This is a genomic window from Pseudomonas sp. GW456-L12 (assembly GCF_059424045.1).
In genome coordinates this window covers 46,151-63,623 of the sequence record NZ_JBWKZA010000004.1, presented here as the reverse complement: position 1 = coordinate 63,623, position 17,473 = coordinate 46,151, and the positions used below count along the sequence as shown (strand labels likewise).

At 63.0% G+C, this 17,473-nt stretch carries 15 protein-coding genes; 9 read left to right on the top strand and 6 right to left on the bottom strand.

Annotated elements, in window-relative coordinates:
* Positions 1 to 67 precede the first annotated feature (67 nt).
* The 3 genes from nadE to AC07Y9_RS06560 form a co-directional block, all read right to left on the bottom strand.
* Positions 68 to 895, bottom strand: a complete 828-nt coding sequence (nadE, locus tag AC07Y9_RS06570; protein ID WP_007925206.1) for an NAD(+) synthase — start codon at positions 893 to 895, stop codon at positions 68 to 70.
* A gap of 3 nt (positions 896 to 898) precedes the next feature.
* Complete coding sequence (pncB, locus tag AC07Y9_RS06565; RefSeq protein ID WP_007925207.1) at positions 899 to 2,125, bottom strand: nicotinate phosphoribosyltransferase; 1,227 nt, start codon at positions 2,123 to 2,125, stop codon at positions 899 to 901.
* Positions 2,126 to 2,354: 229 nt separating this feature from the next.
* Positions 2,355 to 3,260, bottom strand: a complete 906-nt coding sequence (locus AC07Y9_RS06560; protein ID WP_025808040.1) for a LysR family transcriptional regulator — start codon at positions 3,258 to 3,260, stop codon at positions 2,355 to 2,357.
* A 163-nt stretch (positions 3,261 to 3,423) separates the two neighbouring features.
* Between AC07Y9_RS06560 and amaB the strand changes: the two genes are divergently transcribed.
* The 9 genes from amaB to AC07Y9_RS06515 all read left to right on the top strand — a co-directional run bounded on the left by amaB (position 3,424) and on the right by AC07Y9_RS06515 (position 14,826).
* Positions 3,424 to 4,914 carry an L-piperidine-6-carboxylate dehydrogenase gene (gene amaB, locus AC07Y9_RS06555; protein ID WP_102678304.1) on the top strand — a complete coding sequence of 497 codons (1,491 nt, stop codon included), beginning with the start codon at positions 3,424 to 3,426 and terminating at the stop codon, positions 4,912 to 4,914.
* Between the two features lie 188 nt (positions 4,915 to 5,102).
* Positions 5,103 to 6,386 carry an L-pipecolate oxidase gene (gene amaA, locus AC07Y9_RS06550; RefSeq protein WP_102678303.1) on the top strand — a complete coding sequence of 428 codons (1,284 nt, stop codon included), beginning with the start codon at positions 5,103 to 5,105 and terminating at the stop codon, positions 6,384 to 6,386.
* A 362-nt stretch (positions 6,387 to 6,748) separates the two neighbouring features.
* Positions 6,749 to 7,885 carry a branched-chain amino acid ABC transporter substrate-binding protein gene (locus tag AC07Y9_RS06545; protein ID WP_007925216.1) on the top strand — a complete coding sequence of 379 codons (1,137 nt, stop codon included), beginning with the start codon at positions 6,749 to 6,751 and terminating at the stop codon, positions 7,883 to 7,885.
* 179 nt (positions 7,886 to 8,064) lie between these two features.
* Positions 8,065 to 8,979, top strand: coding sequence for an ABC transporter permease subunit (locus AC07Y9_RS06540; RefSeq protein ID WP_102678302.1), 915 nt, complete (start codon positions 8,065 to 8,067; stop codon positions 8,977 to 8,979).
* Between the two features lie 2 nt (positions 8,980 to 8,981).
* Positions 8,982 to 10,277, top strand: coding sequence for a high-affinity branched-chain amino acid ABC transporter permease LivM (livM, locus tag AC07Y9_RS06535; protein WP_102678301.1), 1,296 nt, complete (start codon positions 8,982 to 8,984; stop codon positions 10,275 to 10,277).
* Entirely contained in the window at positions 10,274 to 11,149 is an 876-nt protein-coding gene (locus tag AC07Y9_RS06530; protein WP_102678300.1) for an ATP-binding cassette domain-containing protein, read from the top strand. Before livM ends, AC07Y9_RS06530 begins: the two co-directional genes overlap by 4 nt.
* A complete protein-coding gene (locus tag AC07Y9_RS06525; protein WP_007925221.1) occupies positions 11,146 to 11,865 on the top strand; it encodes an ABC transporter ATP-binding protein in 720 nt (239 codons plus the stop codon). The genes AC07Y9_RS06530 and AC07Y9_RS06525 overlap by 4 nt, the downstream gene beginning before the upstream one ends.
* A 1,031-nt stretch (positions 11,866 to 12,896) precedes the next feature.
* Positions 12,897 to 13,664, top strand: coding sequence for an SDR family oxidoreductase (locus AC07Y9_RS06520; protein WP_007925222.1), 768 nt, complete (start codon positions 12,897 to 12,899; stop codon positions 13,662 to 13,664).
* A 256-nt stretch (positions 13,665 to 13,920) separates the two neighbouring features.
* Positions 13,921 to 14,826 carry a cation diffusion facilitator family transporter gene (locus tag AC07Y9_RS06515; protein ID WP_102678299.1) on the top strand — a complete coding sequence of 302 codons (906 nt, stop codon included), beginning with the start codon at positions 13,921 to 13,923 and terminating at the stop codon, positions 14,824 to 14,826.
* 101 nt (positions 14,827 to 14,927) lie between these two features.
* Here AC07Y9_RS06515 and AC07Y9_RS06510 read toward each other — a convergent pair whose 3' ends face one another.
* The 3 genes from AC07Y9_RS06510 to ureG all read right to left on the bottom strand — a co-directional run bounded on the left by AC07Y9_RS06510 (position 14,928) and on the right by ureG (position 17,456).
* Positions 14,928 to 16,061, bottom strand: a complete 1,134-nt coding sequence (locus tag AC07Y9_RS06510; RefSeq protein WP_102678298.1) for an AGE family epimerase/isomerase — start codon at positions 16,059 to 16,061, stop codon at positions 14,928 to 14,930.
* A gap of 170 nt (positions 16,062 to 16,231) precedes the next feature.
* On the bottom strand, positions 16,232 to 16,804 hold the full coding sequence (locus AC07Y9_RS06505; protein ID WP_087089935.1) for a HupE/UreJ family protein: 573 nt from the start codon (positions 16,802 to 16,804) through the stop codon (positions 16,232 to 16,234).
* Positions 16,805 to 16,841: 37 nt separating this feature from the next.
* Entirely contained in the window at positions 16,842 to 17,456 is a 615-nt protein-coding gene (ureG, locus tag AC07Y9_RS06500) for an urease accessory protein UreG (RefSeq protein ID WP_007925234.1), read from the bottom strand.
* Between the last annotated feature and the right edge of the window lie 17 nt (positions 17,457 to 17,473).

The window sequence follows — 17,473 nt, the reverse complement described above, 5'->3', positions numbered from 1 at the left end:
CGGCCAACACATAACAAAAAGCCCACCGAGGATTTCCCGCGGCGGGCTTTTGCGTCACCTCGTCACCTCAAGGCGCGAATGGCATCACGCGTTTGTGATGGGTCTTGTTGTAGGTGTTGCAGATGATCTTGAACGCCTCCTCGCGCACCGGCTGGCCATGGAGGAAGGCGTCGATCTCGGCGTAGGTCACGCCGTGGGACGCTTCGTCCGGCTTGCCGGGAGACAGGTCTTCCAGGTCGGCGGTAGGGATCTTTTCCACCAGCGACTCCGGCGCGCCGAAATGCCGGGCAATGGCCCGCACCTGATTCTTCACCAGCCCGCTCAGCGGGGCCAGGTCGCAGGCGCCGTCACCGAACTTGGTGAAGAAACCCATCACCGCTTCGGCGGCGTGGTCGGTGCCGATCACCAGGCCGTGGGCAGCGCCGGCGATGGTGTACTGCGCGACCATGCGCATGCGTGCCTTGGTGTTGCCAAGGACGAAGTCCCGGGTTACCGCCTGATGGCCTTCGAAGGCCGCCACTTCATTGGCCAGGGACTTGACCGCCGGCCCGATGTTCACGGTGTGGCGCTCGTCGGGTTCGATGAAGTCCACCGAGGCCTGGGCATCGTGCTCGTCGAACTGCACGTCGTACGGCAGGCGCACGGCGATGAAACGATAGCCCTGGTCGCCACTGCTGGCGCGCAGTTCGCGCATCGCCCGCTGGGCCAGCAGGCCCGCGGTCAGGGAGTCGACGCCACCGCTGATGCCCAGCACCAGGGCCTTGAGCCCGGAATTGAGCAGGCATTGCTGGATGAACGCGACCCGCCGGGCGACTTCTGCCTCGAGATCGGCCTGGTCCTTGAAAGGGGGTTGGACCTTGAGCTGTTCAGCAATCTCACGCTGTACGGCTTGCATGATTCACTCCTTGCTTGATGTGCCAGAAAGGGCGGCAGGTACTTGGAAAACGTGGCGCAAATAAGCGACGAAGTTGGGATCCTTGCAATGGGTCTTGCCCGCTTCGTCGGAGATCTTGGCGACGGGCTGGCCATTGCAGGCGGCCATTTTAAGCACGATGCTCATCGGCTCGACACCGGGAATATCGCACGTCAGGTTGGTGCCGATACCGAAGCTGACATTGATCCGACCGCGCAACGCACGAAAAATCTCCAGGGACTTGGGCAGCGTCAGGCTGTCGGAGAACACCAGGGTCTTGCTCATGGGCTCGATGCCCAGTTTCAGGTAATGGGCGATGGCTTTTTCCGCCCAGGCGATCGGGTCGCCCGAGTCGTGGCGCAAACCGTCGAACAGCTTGGCGAAGTACAGATCGAAATCGTTGAGGAAGGCGTCGGTGGTGATGCAGTCGGTCAGGGCGATCCCCAGCAGGCCGCGATACTCGCGGACCCAGCAGTCGAGGGCGGCGATCTGGCTGTCGATCAGCCGCGGCCCCAGTTGCTGGTGGGCCATGATCCATTCGTGGGCCATGGTGCCCAGGGGTTTCATGTCCAGCTCGCGGGACAGGTGCACGTTGCTGGTGCCGACGAAACGCCCGGGGAAGTCGTGCTTGAGCACGTTCACCACTTCTTCCTGGACCCGGTACGAGAAGCGCCGGCGGGTGCCGAAGTCGGCCACCTGCAGGTGCGACAGTTCATCGGCGCTGGCGTTGGCGCTCAGCCAGTCGAACTTGCGATACAGCTGTTCGCGCGCCTGTTCCAGGACGACTTCGCGGTAGCGATAGCGGTTACGCACCTCGCTGACGATCGCCAGCATCGGTACTTCGAACAGGATCACATGTAGCCAGGGCCCGCGCAGGCGGATGAACAGCTCGCCGTTCTCGATACCGGTATGCACATACCGCAGGTTGAAGCGAAACAGCCCGAGAAAACGCAGGAAGTCCGGTTTCAGGAAGCTGATGCGCTCGAGAAAACTCAACTGGTCGGCGCTCAGGCTCAGGTCGGCCAGGCGCTCGAACTGATAGCGGATTTCCGCCAGATAGGGGCGCAGGTCCTCGCTGTTGCGGCAGCGGAATTCCCATTCGACTTCCACATTGGGGTAGTTGTGCAGCACCGCCTGCATCATGGTCAGTTTGTAGAAGTCGGTGTCGAGCAGGTTCTGCACGATGCGATCGGCAAACACACTCTCGCTCATAACGGGAATCTCCATGCTGGCCGCGATCAAGGGCGCGGCTTTCCAGCTTGTTCAATGAAGGCAGTAGTGGCGCATATCCGCCGTGGGTTTTGCCAGTGTTTTTTGCTTGGGGACGATGTCGAGGCTGATGGCCCCATCGCGAGCAAGCTCGCTCCTACAGATTCTGCGCTGCTCTTGTAGGAGCGAGCTTGCTCGCGATGGCGTCCATTCGTCTGGCCTCTATCCCGGATCAGGCCGGCGTCGGGCTGTCGATCTGTTCCAGCATCCAGCGTACGAAGTCCCGTACCTTGGGCACTTCGGCCGCATGTTCGGGGTAGGCCAGGTAATAGGCATCGTGGCTGGGCATGGCGTAGTCCCATGCCAGCACCAGCTTGCCCTCGGCCAGTTCTTCTTCCACCAGGAACCGCGGCAGCAGAGCCACGCCGCAGCCGACCTGGGCGGCCCGGATGCACATGTAGAAGGTTTCGAAGCGCGGGCCGTGATAGCTGTGCTCGGTGTGGTAACCCTGGCTGTCGAACCAGTCATGCCAGGCCTGCGGCCGCGAGGCCAGTTGCAGCAGCACCAGCTCGGCCAGCTGCGTCGGGTCGGTGAACGGCTTGTCCGGCAGGCTGCCGGGGGCGCAGACCGCCACCAGCTCTTCGCCGAACAGCTTCAGGCACTCGGTGCCGGGGCGCGAACCCTGGCCGAAGTAGAACGCCATGTCGCTGCGGCCCTGCAGCAGGTCGTCGGCTTCCTGCTCGTTGCACAGGTCCAGGTGGATCTGCGGGTGGCGCAGGCGCCAGCCCTTGAGGCGCGGCACCAGCCAGCGCGCGCCGAAGGTCGATGGGGTGGACACCCGCAGGACTTCGGTTTCGCCACCGTAGGAGCGCAGGTAGTGGGTCGACATCTCGATCTGCGAGAGGATCTTGCGCACTTCCACCAAGTACAGGTCGCCGGCCGGAGTCAGTTGCAGGCGCCGGCGTACCCGGCGAAACAGCAGGTGTTGCAGGAGCTCTTCCAGCTGCGCGACCTGCTTGCTGACCGCGCTCTGGGTCAGGTTCAGCTCCTCGGCGGCGCGGGTGAAGCTCAGGTGCCGGGTGACGGCCTCGAAACACTGCAGGGCGGTGATCGAGGGCAGGTAGCGTTTGTTCAGCATCGAGGGTTCCTTGTTCTTGTCCCGGCTGCGCAGCATGAATAAACGGAATGATATCTCGCCTAATCGTCGTTTGTTGGCAAGTCTCGGGCCGGCTACAACTACAGTCCTGAATGGCTGTGTCAACGGCTACGACTTTTTGCTTTCCATTTGTAAGGAGTGACCCATGGTTGCCGCATTGCTTGATCGTCTTGGTGTGAACCCGGCCCTGTATCAGTCGGGCAAGCAGCCCGTGCATTCGCCGATCGACGGCAGCCACATCGCCTCGGTGAACTGGCAGGGCGCGGCCGAGGTGGAGCAGCAGGTCAGTCGCGCGGAGCATGCGTTCGAGTTGTGGCGCAAGGTGCCTGCACCGCGTCGCGGCGAGCTGGTGCGCCAGTTCGGCGAAGTGCTGCGCGAATACAAGGCCGACCTCGGTGAGCTGGTGTCCTGGGAAGCCGGCAAGATCACCCAGGAAGGCCTGGGCGAAGTGCAGGAAATGATCGACATCTGCGACTTCGCGGTCGGCCTGTCACGCCAGCTGTACGGCCTGACGATCGCCTCCGAGCGCCCGGGCCACCACATGCGCGAAACCTGGCACCCGCTGGGCATCGTCGGGGTGATCAGCGCGTTCAACTTCCCGGTCGCGGTCTGGGCCTGGAACACCACCCTGGCGCTGGTCTGCGGCAACCCGGTGATCTGGAAACCCTCGGAAAAGACCCCGTTGACCGCCCTGGCCTGCCAGGCGCTGTTCGAGCGCGTGCTGAAGAACTTCAGCGATGCCCCCGAGTACCTGAGCCAGGTGATCATCGGCGGGCGCGACGCCGGCGAAGCGCTGGTGGACGACCCGCGCGTGGCCCTGATCAGCGCCACCGGCAGCACCCGCATGGGCCGCGAAGTGGCGCCGAAAGTCGCCGCGCGTTTCGCCCGCAGCATCCTCGAGCTGGGCGGCAACAACGCGATGATCCTGGGGCCGAGCGCCGATCTGGACATGGCCGTGCGCGCCATCCTGTTCAGCGCCGTCGGTACCGCTGGCCAGCGCTGCACGACGTTGCGCCGGCTGATTGCCCATGAATCGGTGAAGGATGAAATCGTCACCCGCCTCAAGGCCGCCTATTCCAAGGTGCGCATCGGCCATCCGCTACAAGGCAACCTGGTCGGTCCGCTGATCGACAAGCACAGCTTTGACAACATGCAGGATGCGCTGGAGCAGGCCCTGAGCGAGGGAGGCCGGGTGTTCGGCGGCAAGCGCCAGCTGGAAGACCAGTTCCCCAACGCCTATTACGTGTCGCCGGCGATTGTCGAAATGCCGGAGCAGAGCGACGTGGTGTGCAGCGAGACCTTCGCACCGATTCTCTACGTGGTGGGCTACAGCGATTTCGCCGAAGCGCTGCGCCTGAACAACGCCGTGCCGCAAGGCCTGTCGTCCTGCATCTTCACCACCGATGTGCGTGAGGCCGAGCAGTTCATGTCGGCGGTGGGCAGCGACTGCGGCATCGCCAACGTCAACATCGGCCCGAGCGGAGCGGAGATCGGCGGCGCCTTCGGTGGCGAGAAAGAAACCGGCGGCGGCCGCGAATCCGGCTCCGATGCCTGGCGCGCCTATATGCGCCGGCAGACCAACACCGTGAATTACTCGCTGGAGTTGCCATTGGCGCAGGGTATTACCTTCGATTGATCGACCCGATCGCGCCCGCCTGCCGGGCGCTGTAGCCGCTGCCGAAGGAGCTTGGTTCCCGATCTCCTGTCGGGCCTATGGCGGTCTTCAGGTCGCCGCGACCGTGCCGGTCGATCGCAGCCTGCGGCAGCGGCTACAGGGGAGGTGCTGGTTCATGGTCTGTGGTTCGTTGATTTCGGAGTCTGGCAATGCCGTTACGCGAAGAATGCCTGTGGGAAAAACTGACGCCGCAAAGGCCTGACAATACCGCGCTCAAGGGCGAGGTCAGGGTGGATGTCTGCGTGATCGGCGCGGGTTTTACCGGCCTGTCGGCCGCCGTGCACCTGCTGGAGCAGGGCAAGAGGGTTTGTGTACTGGAAGCCCATCGCACCGGTCACGGTGGTTCGGGGCGCAACGTGGGGCTGGTGAATGCCGGGATGTGGATCCCGCCGGACGAGATCGAGGCCGGTTTCGGCGAGGCGGTCGGCAGCCAGCTCAACCGCATGCTGGGGGCGGCGCCGGCCCTGGTGTTCAGCCTGATCGACAAATACCGCATCGATTGCCAGCTGCGCCGCGAAGGCACCCTGCACATGGCGCACAACGCCCGGGGCGAAGCCGACCTGCGCAGCCGGGAAACCCAGTGGAAGCGCCGGGGCGCGCCGGTCGAGCTGTTGACCGGCGCGGCCTGTGAAACCGCCACCGGCACCAGGAAGATCGCCGCAGCCTTGCTCGATCGCCGGGCCGGTACGGTCAATCCGATGGCCTATGTCAGTGGCCTGGCCAAGGCCGCGGTCGACCTGGGTGGCCAACTGTTCGACCATTCGCCGGTGACCCGTCTCGAACGCCAGGGCCAGCGCTGGTCGGTGCAGACCGCCCAGGGCTCGGTGCTGGCCGAGCAGGTGGTGATTGCCTCCAATGCCTACACCGAGGGCGACTGGACCGAATTGCGGCGCAATTTTTTCCCCGGTTACTACTATCAGGTCGCCTCCAGGCCGCTGACCGAGGAAGCTGCGCAGCGGATCCTGCCGGGTGGCCAGGGTTCCTGGGATACCCGCCAGGTGCTCAGCAGCATTCGCCGGGACGCCGACGGCCGCCTGCTGCTGGGCAGCCTGGGCAATGGCAACCAGAAGCCGGCCTGGTTTCTCAAGGCCTGGGCCGACCGGGTACAACAGCACTATTTCCCTTACCTGAAAACGGTGGAGTGGGAGTGCACCTGGACCGGTTGCATCGCCTTTACCCCCGATCACCTGATGCGTCTGTTCGAGCCGGCGCCCGGTCTGGTGGCGGTCACCGGCTACAACGGCCGGGGCGTGACCACCGGCACCGTGGTCGGCAAGGCGTTCGCCGATTACCTGTGTAACGGAAATCCTCAGGCCTTGCCGATTCCCTTCGCCCCCATGCAGCCCCTGGCCGGCGTGGGCTTGCGCAGTTGCCTGTACGAGGCCGGGTTCTCCCTGTATCACGCGGGCCAGTGCCTGCGGATCGTTATCTGACGGAGGAAATATGTTGCCGGGTGCGGCGCTTTTCGGCGCAGCGACTAGCCTGTAGTGGTGCGGGGCGTAGCAGTCCTGCACCAGTAGTGTGCAGTTCGGTTACGCAGGCTGTTACAGGCTGGTTGCACGTTGATTTGCGCCGCGGTTGCAATGATGGCGCAGTCGGGTTGCGCCTGATGTTTTGTAAGGTTTCACCTTCCGCGGTTTAGACGGTTGCACGCCCAATAAAAAAGGGCTCGAAACAGTCGAAATAACAATAAAAGAGCGACTTTTTTCAGAATAAAAAACCAATGGCACGGCCCTTGCTCTGAGCATTCGGTGAAGTCGCAGTGCCAACTAAAAAAACCTTGGAGCACCACCTCATGTCCCAGACGTTTTACAAGAAAGGCTTTCTGGCCCTCGCAGTGGCAGCTGCGTTGGGTGTTTCTGCGTTTGCTCAGGCCGACCTCAAGATCGGCGTAGCGGGTCCCATGACAGGCGCCAACGCGGCATTTGGCGAGCAGTACATGAAGGGTGCACAGGCAGCGGCTGACGAGATCAACGCCAAGGGCGGCGTCAACGGCGAGAAGATCGTCCTGGTCAAAGGCGACGACGCCTGTGAACCGAAACAGGCCGTGGCCGTGGCCAACCGCCTGGTGGACCAGGACAAGGTGGCCGGTGTGGTCGGTCACTTCTGCTCGTCGTCGACCATTCCGGCTTCTGAGGTTTACAGCGATGCGGGCGTGATCGCCATCACCCCGGGCTCCACCAACCCACAGGTCACCGAGCGCGGCCTCTCCGCCATGTTCCGCATGTGCGGGCGTGACGACCAGCAGGGCATCGTCGCCGGCGACTACATCGTCGACGTGCTCAAGGGCAAGAAAGTCGTGGTCCTGCACGACAAGGACACCTACGGCCAGGGCCTGGCGGATGCCACCAAGGCCCAGTTGAGCAAGCGCGGCGTGACGCCTGTGCTGTACGAAGGCCTGACCCGCGGCGAGAAAGACTTCAGCGCCGTGGTCACCAAGATCCGCGCCGCCGGTGCCGATGTCGTCTACTTCGGCGGCCTGCACCCGGAAGCCGGTCCGCTGGTACGCCAGATGCGCGAGCAGGGCCTCAAAGACGTCAAGTTCATGTCCGACGACGGTATCGTCACCGACGAACTGGTGACCACCGCTGGCGGTCCGCAATACGTCGATGGAGTGTACATGACCTTCGGCGCCGACCCGCGCCTGCTGCCGGACAGCAAGACCGTGGTCGACGCTTTCCGCAAGGCCGGCACCGAGCCTGAAGGCTACACCCTGTACGCCTACGCGTCGGTCCAGGCACTGGCTGCCGGCTTCGGCGGGGCCAAGTCCAACAAGGGCGAGGACGCCGCCAAGTGGCTCAAGGCCAACCCGGTGAAAACCGTGATGGGCGAGAAGACCTGGGATGCCAAGGGCGACCTGAAAGTCTCCGACTACGTGGTTTACCAGTGGGACAAGGACGGCAAATACCACCAGCTGGAAAAACAGAAGTGACATGAGCGTCTGGGCAGGCCGGCCCTTCCTCCAGGGGAGGGCGCAGGCCTGCTGCATGCGTGTCCGTGCAGTACCTGTCTTTTCTCGTAGAGCTGCACAACTGTCGTGTTGCGCGGGTGGTTGAACCCCAGGCCGTCGTATCCGCTGTGTGCAGTCTCTCAAATGCGTGAGATTGCGTTATGGATGGTATTTTCCTGCAGCAACTGATCAATGGACTGACCCTCGGGTCCGTCTATGGTCTGATCGCCATCGGCTACACAATGGTCTATGGCATCATCGGCATGATCAACTTCTCCCACGGCGAGGTTTACATGATTTCCGCTTACCTCGCGGCAATCAGTCTGGCTCTGCTGGCCTACTTCGGCATCGAATCCTTCCCGCTACTCATTCTCGGTACCCTGGTCTTCACCGTCGTCGTGACGGGGATCTATGGCTGGGTCATCGAGCGCGTCGCCTACAAACCCCTGCGTAACTCCACCCGCCTGGCGCCGCTGATCAGCGCCATCGGTATCTCGCTGATCCTGCAGAACTACGCGCAGATCAGCCAGGGCGCCAAGCAACAAGGTGTACCGACGCTGCTGGCCGGCGCCTGGAAGGTCGATATCGGCACCGGTTTCGTCCAGCTCACCTACACCAAGATCTTCATCCTGGTGGCGGCATTCGCCGGCATGGCCGTGCTCACCTACATCATCAAGTACACCAAGCTCGGCCGCATGTGCCGCGCCACCCAGCAAGACCGCAAGATGGCCTCGATCCTCGGGATCAACACCGACCGGGTGATTTCCTACGTGTTCATCATCGGCGCCGCCATGGCGGCGCTGGCGGGCGTACTGATCACCATGAACTACGGCACGTTCGACTTCTATGCCGGCTTCATCATCGGCATCAAGGCGTTCACCGCGGCGGTACTCGGCGGCATCGGCTCGCTGCCGGGCGCGATGCTCGGCGGGATCATCCTCGGGATCTCCGAGTCGCTGTTCTCCGGTCTGATCAACTCCGACTACAAAGACGTGTTCAGTTTCTCGCTGCTGGTGCTGATTCTGATCTTCCGTCCCCAAGGCCTGCTGGGTCGCCCACTCGTGGCGAAGGTATAAGTATGTCTGCTGCCAATAAACCGATTGATATCAAAAAGAGCCTCATCGACGCCGTACTGGCCGGGCTGATCTCGCTGATCGTGTTCGGTCCTATCGTGGGCGTGGTACTCGAGGGCTACAGCTTCAACCTGCAACCGGCCCGCGTCGGCTGGCTGGTGGCGATCGTGATGGTCGGCCGTTTCGCCTTGAGCCTGTTCTTGCAGACGCCCAAGGGGTTGAAGATCCTCCAGGGTTTCGAAAGCACCGGTTCCGGTGTGCATGTGCGGGCGCCGGACTACAAGTCGCGGCTGCGCTGGATCATCCCGGCGCTGATCGTGATCGCCATCGTCTTCCCGTTCTTCGCCAACAAGTACCTGCTGACCGTGGTCATCCTCGGCCTGATCTACGTGCTGCTCGGCCTCGGGCTGAACATCGTGGTCGGCCTGGCCGGGCTGCTCGACCTGGGGTACGTGGCGTTCTACGCCATCGGTGCCTACGGCCTGGCGCTGGGTTATCAGTACCTCGGCCTGGGCTTCTGGACCGTGCTGCCCCTGGCGGCCCTCGCCGCGGCGCTGGCGGGATGCATACTCGGCTTCCCGGTGTTGCGCATGCACGGTGACTACCTGGCCATCGTGACCCTGGGCTTTGGCGAGATCATCCGCCTGATCCTCAACAACTGGCTGTCCTTCACCGGCGGCCCGAACGGCATGCCAGTGCCGTCGCCGACCATCTTCGGCCTGGAGTTCGGACGGCGGGCGAAGGATGGCGGGGTGCCGTTCCATGAGTTCTTCGGCCTGGAATACAACCCCAACCTGAAGTTCCTGTTCATCTACATCGTGCTGTTCATCGTGGTGCTGCTGGTGCTCTACATCAAGCACCGCCTGACCCGCATGCCGGTCGGACGGGCCTGGGAAGCCTTGCGCGAAGACGAGATCGCCTGCCGCGCCATGGGCCTGAACCATGTGCTGGTGAAACTCTCGGCCTTCACCATCGGTGCTTCCACCGCCGGCTTGGCCGGGGTGTTCTTCGCCAGCTACCAGGGCTTCGTCAACCCCTCGTCCTTCACCTTCTTCGAGTCGGCGCTGATCCTGGCCATCGTGGTCCTGGGCGGCATGGGGTCGACCGTGGGCGTGGTGATCGCGGCGTTCGTGCTCACCGTGGCGCCGGAGCTGCTGCGCAGCTTCTCCGAGTACCGGGTGCTGCTGTTTGGCATTCTCATGGTGTTAATGATGATCTGGCGGCCGCGAGGCCTGATTCGTATCAGCCGTACCGGGGTGACCCCGCGTAAAGGTGCCTTGGTCGAGAGGAGCGTGCCATGAGCGATGAAGTCATTCTCAAGGTAGAGAACCTGATGATGCACTTCGGTGGCATCAAGGCCCTGAGCGACGTCAGCCTGGAGGTCAAGCGCAACTCCATCTTCGCCCTGATCGGCCCCAACGGCGCCGGCAAGACCACGGTGTTCAACTGCCTGACCGGTTTCTACAAGGCCACGGGCGGGCACATCGCCCTCAATACCCGGGGCAAGCCGACCAACGTCATCAAGCTGCTGGGCGAGCCGTTCCGGGTGACCGACTTCGTGTCGCCCAAGCGCTTTGCCAGCCGGCTGTTCTACAAGATGTTCGGCGGTACCCACCTGGTGAACCGGGCGGGCCTGGCGCGGACCTTCCAGAACATTCGCCTGTTCAGGGAAATGTCGGTGCTGGAGAACCTGCTGGTGGCCCAGCACATGTGGGTCAACCGCAACCTGGTGGCCGGCATCCTCAATACCAAGGGTTACCAGAAGGCTGAAAGCGACGCCCTGGACCACGCCTTCTACTGGCTGGAGGTGGTGGACCTGGTGGACTGCGCCAACCGCCTGGCCGGCGAGTTGTCCTACGGCCAGCAACGCCGCCTGGAAATCGCCCGCGCCATGTGCACCCGGCCGCAGATCATCTGCCTCGACGAACCGGCCGCCGGCCTCAACCCCCAGGAAACCGAAGCGCTCAGCGCGATGATCCGGCTGCTGCGCGACGAGCACGACCTGACCGTGGTGCTGATCGAACATGACATGGGCATGGTGATGAGTATTTCCGACCATATCGTGGTGCTCGACCACGGCAACGTGATCGCCGAGGGCGGGCCCGAAGCGATCCGCAACGACCCGAAAGTGATTGCCGCCTACCTGGGTGCGGACGAAGAGGAACTGGTATGACGACTGCGCCTATCCTCGAACTCAAGGACCTGGACGTGTACTACGGGCCGATCCAGGCCCTGAAGAAAGTCTCGCTGCACATCAACGAAGGTGAAACCGTGAGCCTGATCGGCTCCAACGGTGCCGGCAAGTCCACGCTGCTGATGTCGATTTTCGGCCAGCCGCGGGCCGAGTCCGGGCAGATCATCTATCGCGGTGTGGACATCACCCACAAGTCCTCGCACTACATCGCCTCCAACGGCATCGCCCAGTCGCCGGAAGGGCGCCGGGTGTTTCCGGACATGACGGTGGAAGAGAACCTGCTGATGGGCACCATCCCCATCGGCGACAAGTACGCCAGCGAAGACATGCAGCGCATGTTCGAACTGTTCCCGCGGCTCAAGGAACGTCGGACCCAGCGGGCCATGACCATGTCCGGCGGCGAGCAGCAGATGCTCGCCATCGCCCGCGCGCTGATGAGCCGTCCCAAGCTGCTGTTGCTGGACGAACCGAGCCTGGGGCTGGCGCCGATCGTGGTGAAGCAGATCTTCGCCACCCTGCGCGAGCTGGCCTCCACCGGCATGACCATCTTCCTGGTCGAGCAGAACGCCAACCACGCGTTGAAGCTGTCGGACCGCGCTTATGTGATGGTCAACGGCGAGATCCGCCTGAGCGGCACCGGCCAGGAACTGCTGGTCAACGAGGAGGTGCGTAACGCGTATCTGGGCGGTCACTGAGCCTGAGTGCCGTGGATAAGACATGCCCCGCCGGTTCGCGCCGCCGGGGCATTTTTTATCCACATCCCGATGGTGCCTCGCTCCCGTAGGAGCAGCCGGTCGATGCTCGATTGCTCGCGATCAGCTCATCGCGTGAGTTCGGTATACCGCGTTATCGTTCATCGCGGGCAAGCCTTGCTCCTACAGAAGCCGGCGGCGGTGGATGACCTTGTCCACAGCAGAAAACGCAAATTGTGGAAAACATTCTGCGCAAGCTGGCAAAGCGCGGCATAAAGACGCTGCAAATAGTTGTTTTGCCAAGGTTTTGACTTGTCCCCGTTTGCTGTGGAACTGGCTGTGGGTAACGTGGGAGTAGCTGGCTGGACGCCTTGAATGGCGTGGCCTGCAGGCTGGCGATCGTTTTTTGATCAGGCGTTTTTGCCGGACCATGAGCGGCCGTTGTCAACCTTTTTATTGTCGCAGGCAAAGGGCGAAAATACCCTGGACAAGCCTGTGGATAAGTCTGTGATTAAACTCTGGAAAGACTCGCCGAGGCAGCGTCGTTACTGGCTTGAAGCCATCCCTTGCCTGACCGTTCGGCCGCCTATATCGGCCGGGGCTGCATGGACGCGATGCCCAGGTCAAGCAAAAAACTTTCTAAAACCGTCTGCAGCCCCTGTGGATAGCGGCTTGCGGACTTTTGCACTTGCCCCCAAAGACTGTGGAGCGTCCTGTGGATAAGGTGCGTGCATGTGGCTGCGGGCCAGGAAAACTGGGGCTTTGCTGGTGTTGGTTGTTTTTTGTACAGTTGCGTCTCTGTAGCCGCTGCCGAAGGCTGCGATAAGGCCCGGAGGGCCTTTCAACGATCTTGAAGAGCACGCCCTCTTCGAACGGAATGCCGCCCAGACCGATCGCAGCCTTCGGCAGCGGCTACAGGGGAGGCTGATAGCCGGGCTCGCACAACCTCCGGTTGCCGCTGCGATTCAGGCCGGGCATGCTGCGAAACGATTTTTCATTTCCACGGCGGTTCGACGCCCAGCAAGGAGAACACCATGACTTCCACCCTGTTTATTACCGGCGCGACCTCCGGTTTTGGCGAAGCCTGTGCCCGTCGTTTTGCCGAGGCCGGCTGGTCGCTGGTGCTGACCGGGCGCCGCGAAGAGCGTCTCGACGCCCTGTGCGCCGAGCTGTCGAAGCAGACCGAGGTGCATGGCCTGGTGCTCGATGTGCGGGACCGCAAGGCCATGGAAGAAGCGATCGCCAACCTGCCGCCGTCCTTCGCCAAGCTGCGCGGGCTGATCAACAATGCCGGCCTGGCCCTGGGGGTCGACCCGGCGCCCAAGTGCGACCTGGACGACTGGGACACCATGGTCGACACCAACATCAAGGGGCTGATGTACAGCACCCGCCTGCTGCTGCCACGGCTGATCGCCCATGGCCGTGGCGCCGGCATCGTCAACCTCGGCTCCATCGCCGGTAACTACCCGTATCCGGGCAGCCACGTGTATGGCGCGAGCAAGGCGTTCGTCAAACAGTTCTCCCTGAACCTGCGTTGCGACCTGCAAGGCACCGGTGTGCGGGTGACCAACATCGAGCCGGGCCTGTGCGAAAGCGAGTTCTCCCTGGTGCGCTTCAAGGGCGACCAGGAGCGCTACGACGCCACCTACGCCGGTGCCGAGCCGATCCAGCCGCAGGACATCGCCGACACCATCTTCTGGGTGCTCAACACCCCGGCCCACGTCAATATCAACAGCCTGGAACTGATGCCGGTGAGCCAGACCTGGGCCGGCTTCGCCATCGAGCGCAACGCCAAGGGCTGAATGCTCCGCCTGTAGCCGCTACCGTAGGCTGCGATGGTCCGGGCCACGTTGGTCGCAGGACCTTCAGCGATCTTGAGTCCTGCGACCGGTTTCCGGTCGATCGCAGCCTGCGGCAGCGGCTACACTCCGCGTGCCGATGCGTTTGGCAACACAGCCGTTCAGGCCTGAATCAGCCCGCACAAGGTAGACTCCCGCTCCGCAACCCACCGCAGCCTTGCATCAAGGCCGCGAATTCAAAGGTTCTCGAGGAGGAAATGTGAGTAACCGAGGTGAGCAGGTACTGCTCAAACAATCGACCGTCCTGATGTTCGCCGTGGCGATCGCCGCTATCGTCACGGGTTTTTTTTCCGGTTCCCAATCGATTCTGTTCGATGGTTTTTTTTCGCTGATCGCGACCGTCATCAAGGTCCTGATGCTGATCACCGCCAAGCTGATCGCCAAGGAAAGTAACCAGCGCTTTCAGTTCGGCTTCTGGCACCTGGAACCGATGGTGCTGCTGATTGAAGGCAGCTTTTTGTTGCTGATTGCGATCTACGCCTTCCTCAGCGGTATGTTCGGCATCATCAACGGTGGCCGCGAGATCGAACTGGGCCTGGTGATCCCTTTTGCGATGGTGCTTAGCGTCGTCTGTTTCGCCTATTTCTTCTACGTCCGTTATCGCAATCGCACGTTGAAATCCTCGTTGATCCAGTTCGACAACGTCAGCTGGTTGGTGGACGCGATGCTCTCGGTCGGCTTGCTGGTGAGCTTTCTCATCGCGTTGCTGCTCAAGACCCAGGGTTATGGCCAGTGGGCCGCTTACGTCGACCCGTCGATCCTGATCCTGCTGGCCCTGAGCATGCTCGCGCCGGCCTTCAATATTCTCAAGCCAGCGTTACGCGATGTACTGGGAATTGTCCCGGACCAACTGGATGACAAGGTTCGCCAAGTGATGGACGAGGCGAAAGTCGAGCACGGCTTTGCCGACTATGTCTCGTATGTGCAGAAGCACGGACGGGCGCGGTTCATCGAGATTCACATCGTGCTGCCGCAGGACTATCCATTGCAGGGCGTGGCGACGCTGGACACGCTGCGCGAGGAGATATCCACACAGCTCGGCAAGGCGGATGCGGCGCGCTGGCTGACCATCAGCTTTACCGGTGATCGCAAGTGGATTGCCTGAGGCCTTCCTGAACGCAGGCGCACAATCGCGGGCTTCGCTCCTACACAGGCATGCCCGTTTTTCTGTAGGAGCGAAGCTTGCTCGCGATAGCGATGTAAAGATCAGCCGAAGTATTCAGCCAGGCCGAGATAACAGGTCGCCAGGTGATAAGGCGTGGTCGACGGCATGTCCCGACGGCTGAGTACGCCATGGGCGTCCAGGCATTCGTTCCAGCCCTTGGCATGCAGGAAGTGTCGTTGCAGCGCCCGCAACTGGTGCTGCAGGCGTTCGGCGCGGTCCTGGCGCAAGGTCAGGGCGCGCAGGTATTCGGCCTGGGCCCAGATGCGTTGGGTGGGGTCGAGCACATCGCCATCGATGCTCAGCATCCCGCTCACCGCGCCGCTGGAGTTATCCACACCAACCTGCTCGGCATAGGCGAAGGCCCGCTCCAGCGAGGCGTGCAGCGGGCAGCCGTGCAGCAAGGCCGAGGATTGCAGCAGGAAGAACCATTCGAACTGGTGCCCCGGCTCGAACCAGTTATCCACAGCCCCCAGCGGTTTTTCCATCATCAGCCCATGCCGTGGCTCGATGAAGCGCTGCTGCATGGCCGTGCACAGGGCCAGCAGTGCGCCTTGCACGGCGGCGTCGTCACGCACGGCCAGGGTGGCGAGGAAGGCTTCGGCCAGGTGCATCAGCGGGTTCTGCAAGGGGCCGGAGGCCAGGGGCGACCAGTCTTCGGCGAGGACCGCTTCGTACAGGCCATCGCCGCTGGCAAAACGTTCGGCCACCACTTTCAGCGCGGCATTGAGCACCGATTCCACCAGCGGCTCGCGGACCCTGGCCCAGTAATGGGCGCAGGCAAAGACGATGAAGGCGTGGGTGTAGAGGTCCTTGCGCCTGTCCAGCGGCGCGCCCTGGGCATCGATGCTGTAGAACCAGCCACCGTGCTCGGCGTCGTGGAAGTGCCGTTGCAGGGAGCGGAACAGCGCCGCGGCGCGCTCTTCGGCAAGCGGTGTACGGCCATCGCCGATCAGGCTGGAAAACAGGTACAGCTGCCGGGCGCAGGCCATGGCCCGATAACGCTGAGGCGGCAGCGGGGCATGCTCGGCGTCCAGCGCCTCGAAGGGCAACGCCAGCTCCGGATTCCAGCCCGGCCCCTGCCAGAGCGGCACGATCACGCTGTGGAAATGCTGTTGCACGGCCGTAAACAGGGCGGTCGATTCAGACGGGGAAGTGGGGCTGGAAACATCGGGCATTGGCTGGCGTCGTCACGGCAGGGTGGAATGCGCGACATGGTAGCAGAGAAGGCCCCGGGGATCGTGGTTGGGCCGGAGCCCTTAATCGCGAGCAAGCTCGCTCCTACAGTGGCGGCGTTGTTCCTGTAGGAGCGAGCTTGCTCGCGAAAATAAGCCTCAAACGACGCGCATCAGCCGGCCAGCAACCACACGCCCGTCGCGGCGGACGCCGCGCCCGCCAGGCGCACCAGCGGCGCAGCGGCCTGTGGCAGGAGCCGGACCACGGCATAACCGGCCGCGTGCAGTGCCGCGGTGGCGGCGACGAAGCCTGCGGCATAGGTCCAGGGGCTGGACATGTCCGGCAGTTCCAGGCCGTGGGCCACGCCGTGGAACAGGGCGAACAGCGCGGTGGCGGCCACCGCCAGGCTCAACGGCGGCCGCACCGCCAGGGCCACAGCCAGGCCGAGGGCGAGGACCGAGGCGGCGATCCCGCTTTCCAGGGCCGGCAGGTTCAGCCCCGCAAAACCCAGCACGCCGCCGATCAGCATGGTGCCGACGAAGGTGCAGGGCAGTACCCAGCGCGCCGCGCCTTGCTGCTGCGCGGCCCACAGGCCGACCGCAACCATCGCCAGCAAGTGGTCGAGGCCACCGATCGGGTGGCTGATACCGGCCATCAGGCCGTTGTCGCCATGGCCCGGGTGAGCGAAGGCCAAAGCTGGAGTCAGCAGCAGGGCGAGGGTGCCGAGAATACGTTTGAGTGTCATGACAGGCTTCCTTGTTGAGCTTTTTTGAAAAGAGCGATCAGGCCGCGATCAGCAGTCCCTGGCGTTCGATAAAGGCGATGATTTCCTCCAGGCCCTGGCCGGTCTTCTGATTGCTGAAGACGAACGGTTTGCCGCCGCGCATGCGCTGGGTGTCGCCGTCCATCATCTCCAGCGAAGCGCCGACCAGGGGCGCCAGGTCGATCTTGTTGATCACCAGCAGGTCGGACTTGCAGATGCCCGGGCCACCCTTGCGCGGTAGCTTGTCGCCCGCCGACACGTCGATCACGTAGATGGTCAGGTCGGACAGCTCGGGGCTGAAGGTCGCCGACAGGTTGTCGCCGCCGGACTCCACCAGAATCAGGTCAAGGCCGGGAAAACGCCGGTTCAACTGATCCACCGCTTCGAGGTTGATCGAGGCGTCTTCGCGAATCGCCGTGTGCGGGCAGCCGCCGGTTTCCACGCCGATGATGCGCTCGGGTGCCAGGGCCTGATTGCGCACCAGGAAATCGGCGTCTTCGCGGGTGTAGATATCGTTGGTCACCACCGCCAGGTTGTAGCGTTCGCGCAGGGCCAGGCACAGGGCCAGGGTCAGGGCGGTCTTGCCGGAGCCCACCGGGCCGCCGATGCCGACGCGCAGAGGTTGTGCGTTCATGTGACTCTCCACAATAA

What these genes read in the sequence shown, in the direction of transcription:
- nadE (WP_007925206.1), bottom strand. Translation starts at nt 895, where the DNA reads ATGCAAGCCGTACAGCGTGAGATTGCTGAACAGCTCAAGGTCCAACCC.
- pncB (WP_007925207.1), bottom strand. Translation starts at nt 2,125, where the DNA reads ATGAGCGAGAGTGTGTTTGCCGATCGCATCGTGCAGAACCTGCTCGAC.
- AC07Y9_RS06560 (WP_025808040.1), bottom strand. Translation starts at nt 3,260, where the DNA reads ATGCTGAACAAACGCTACCTGCCCTCGATCACCGCCCTGCAGTGTTTC.
- amaB (WP_102678304.1), top strand. Translation starts at nt 3,424, where the DNA reads ATGGTTGCCGCATTGCTTGATCGTCTTGGTGTGAACCCGGCCCTGTAT.
- amaA (WP_102678303.1), top strand. Translation starts at nt 5,103, where the DNA reads ATGCCGTTACGCGAAGAATGCCTGTGGGAAAAACTGACGCCGCAAAGG.
- AC07Y9_RS06545 (WP_007925216.1), top strand. Translation starts at nt 6,749, where the DNA reads ATGTCCCAGACGTTTTACAAGAAAGGCTTTCTGGCCCTCGCAGTGGCA.
- AC07Y9_RS06540 (WP_102678302.1), top strand. Translation starts at nt 8,065, where the DNA reads ATGGATGGTATTTTCCTGCAGCAACTGATCAATGGACTGACCCTCGGG.
- livM (WP_102678301.1), top strand. Translation starts at nt 8,982, where the DNA reads ATGTCTGCTGCCAATAAACCGATTGATATCAAAAAGAGCCTCATCGAC.
- AC07Y9_RS06530 (WP_102678300.1), top strand. Translation starts at nt 10,274, where the DNA reads ATGAGCGATGAAGTCATTCTCAAGGTAGAGAACCTGATGATGCACTTC.
- AC07Y9_RS06525 (WP_007925221.1), top strand. Translation starts at nt 11,146, where the DNA reads ATGACGACTGCGCCTATCCTCGAACTCAAGGACCTGGACGTGTACTAC.
- AC07Y9_RS06520 (WP_007925222.1), top strand. Translation starts at nt 12,897, where the DNA reads ATGACTTCCACCCTGTTTATTACCGGCGCGACCTCCGGTTTTGGCGAA.
- AC07Y9_RS06510 (WP_102678298.1), bottom strand. Translation starts at nt 16,061, where the DNA reads ATGCCCGATGTTTCCAGCCCCACTTCCCCGTCTGAATCGACCGCCCTG.
- AC07Y9_RS06505 (WP_087089935.1), bottom strand. Translation starts at nt 16,804, where the DNA reads ATGACACTCAAACGTATTCTCGGCACCCTCGCCCTGCTGCTGACTCCA.
- ureG (WP_007925234.1), bottom strand. Translation starts at nt 17,456, where the DNA reads ATGAACGCACAACCTCTGCGCGTCGGCATCGGCGGCCCGGTGGGCTCC.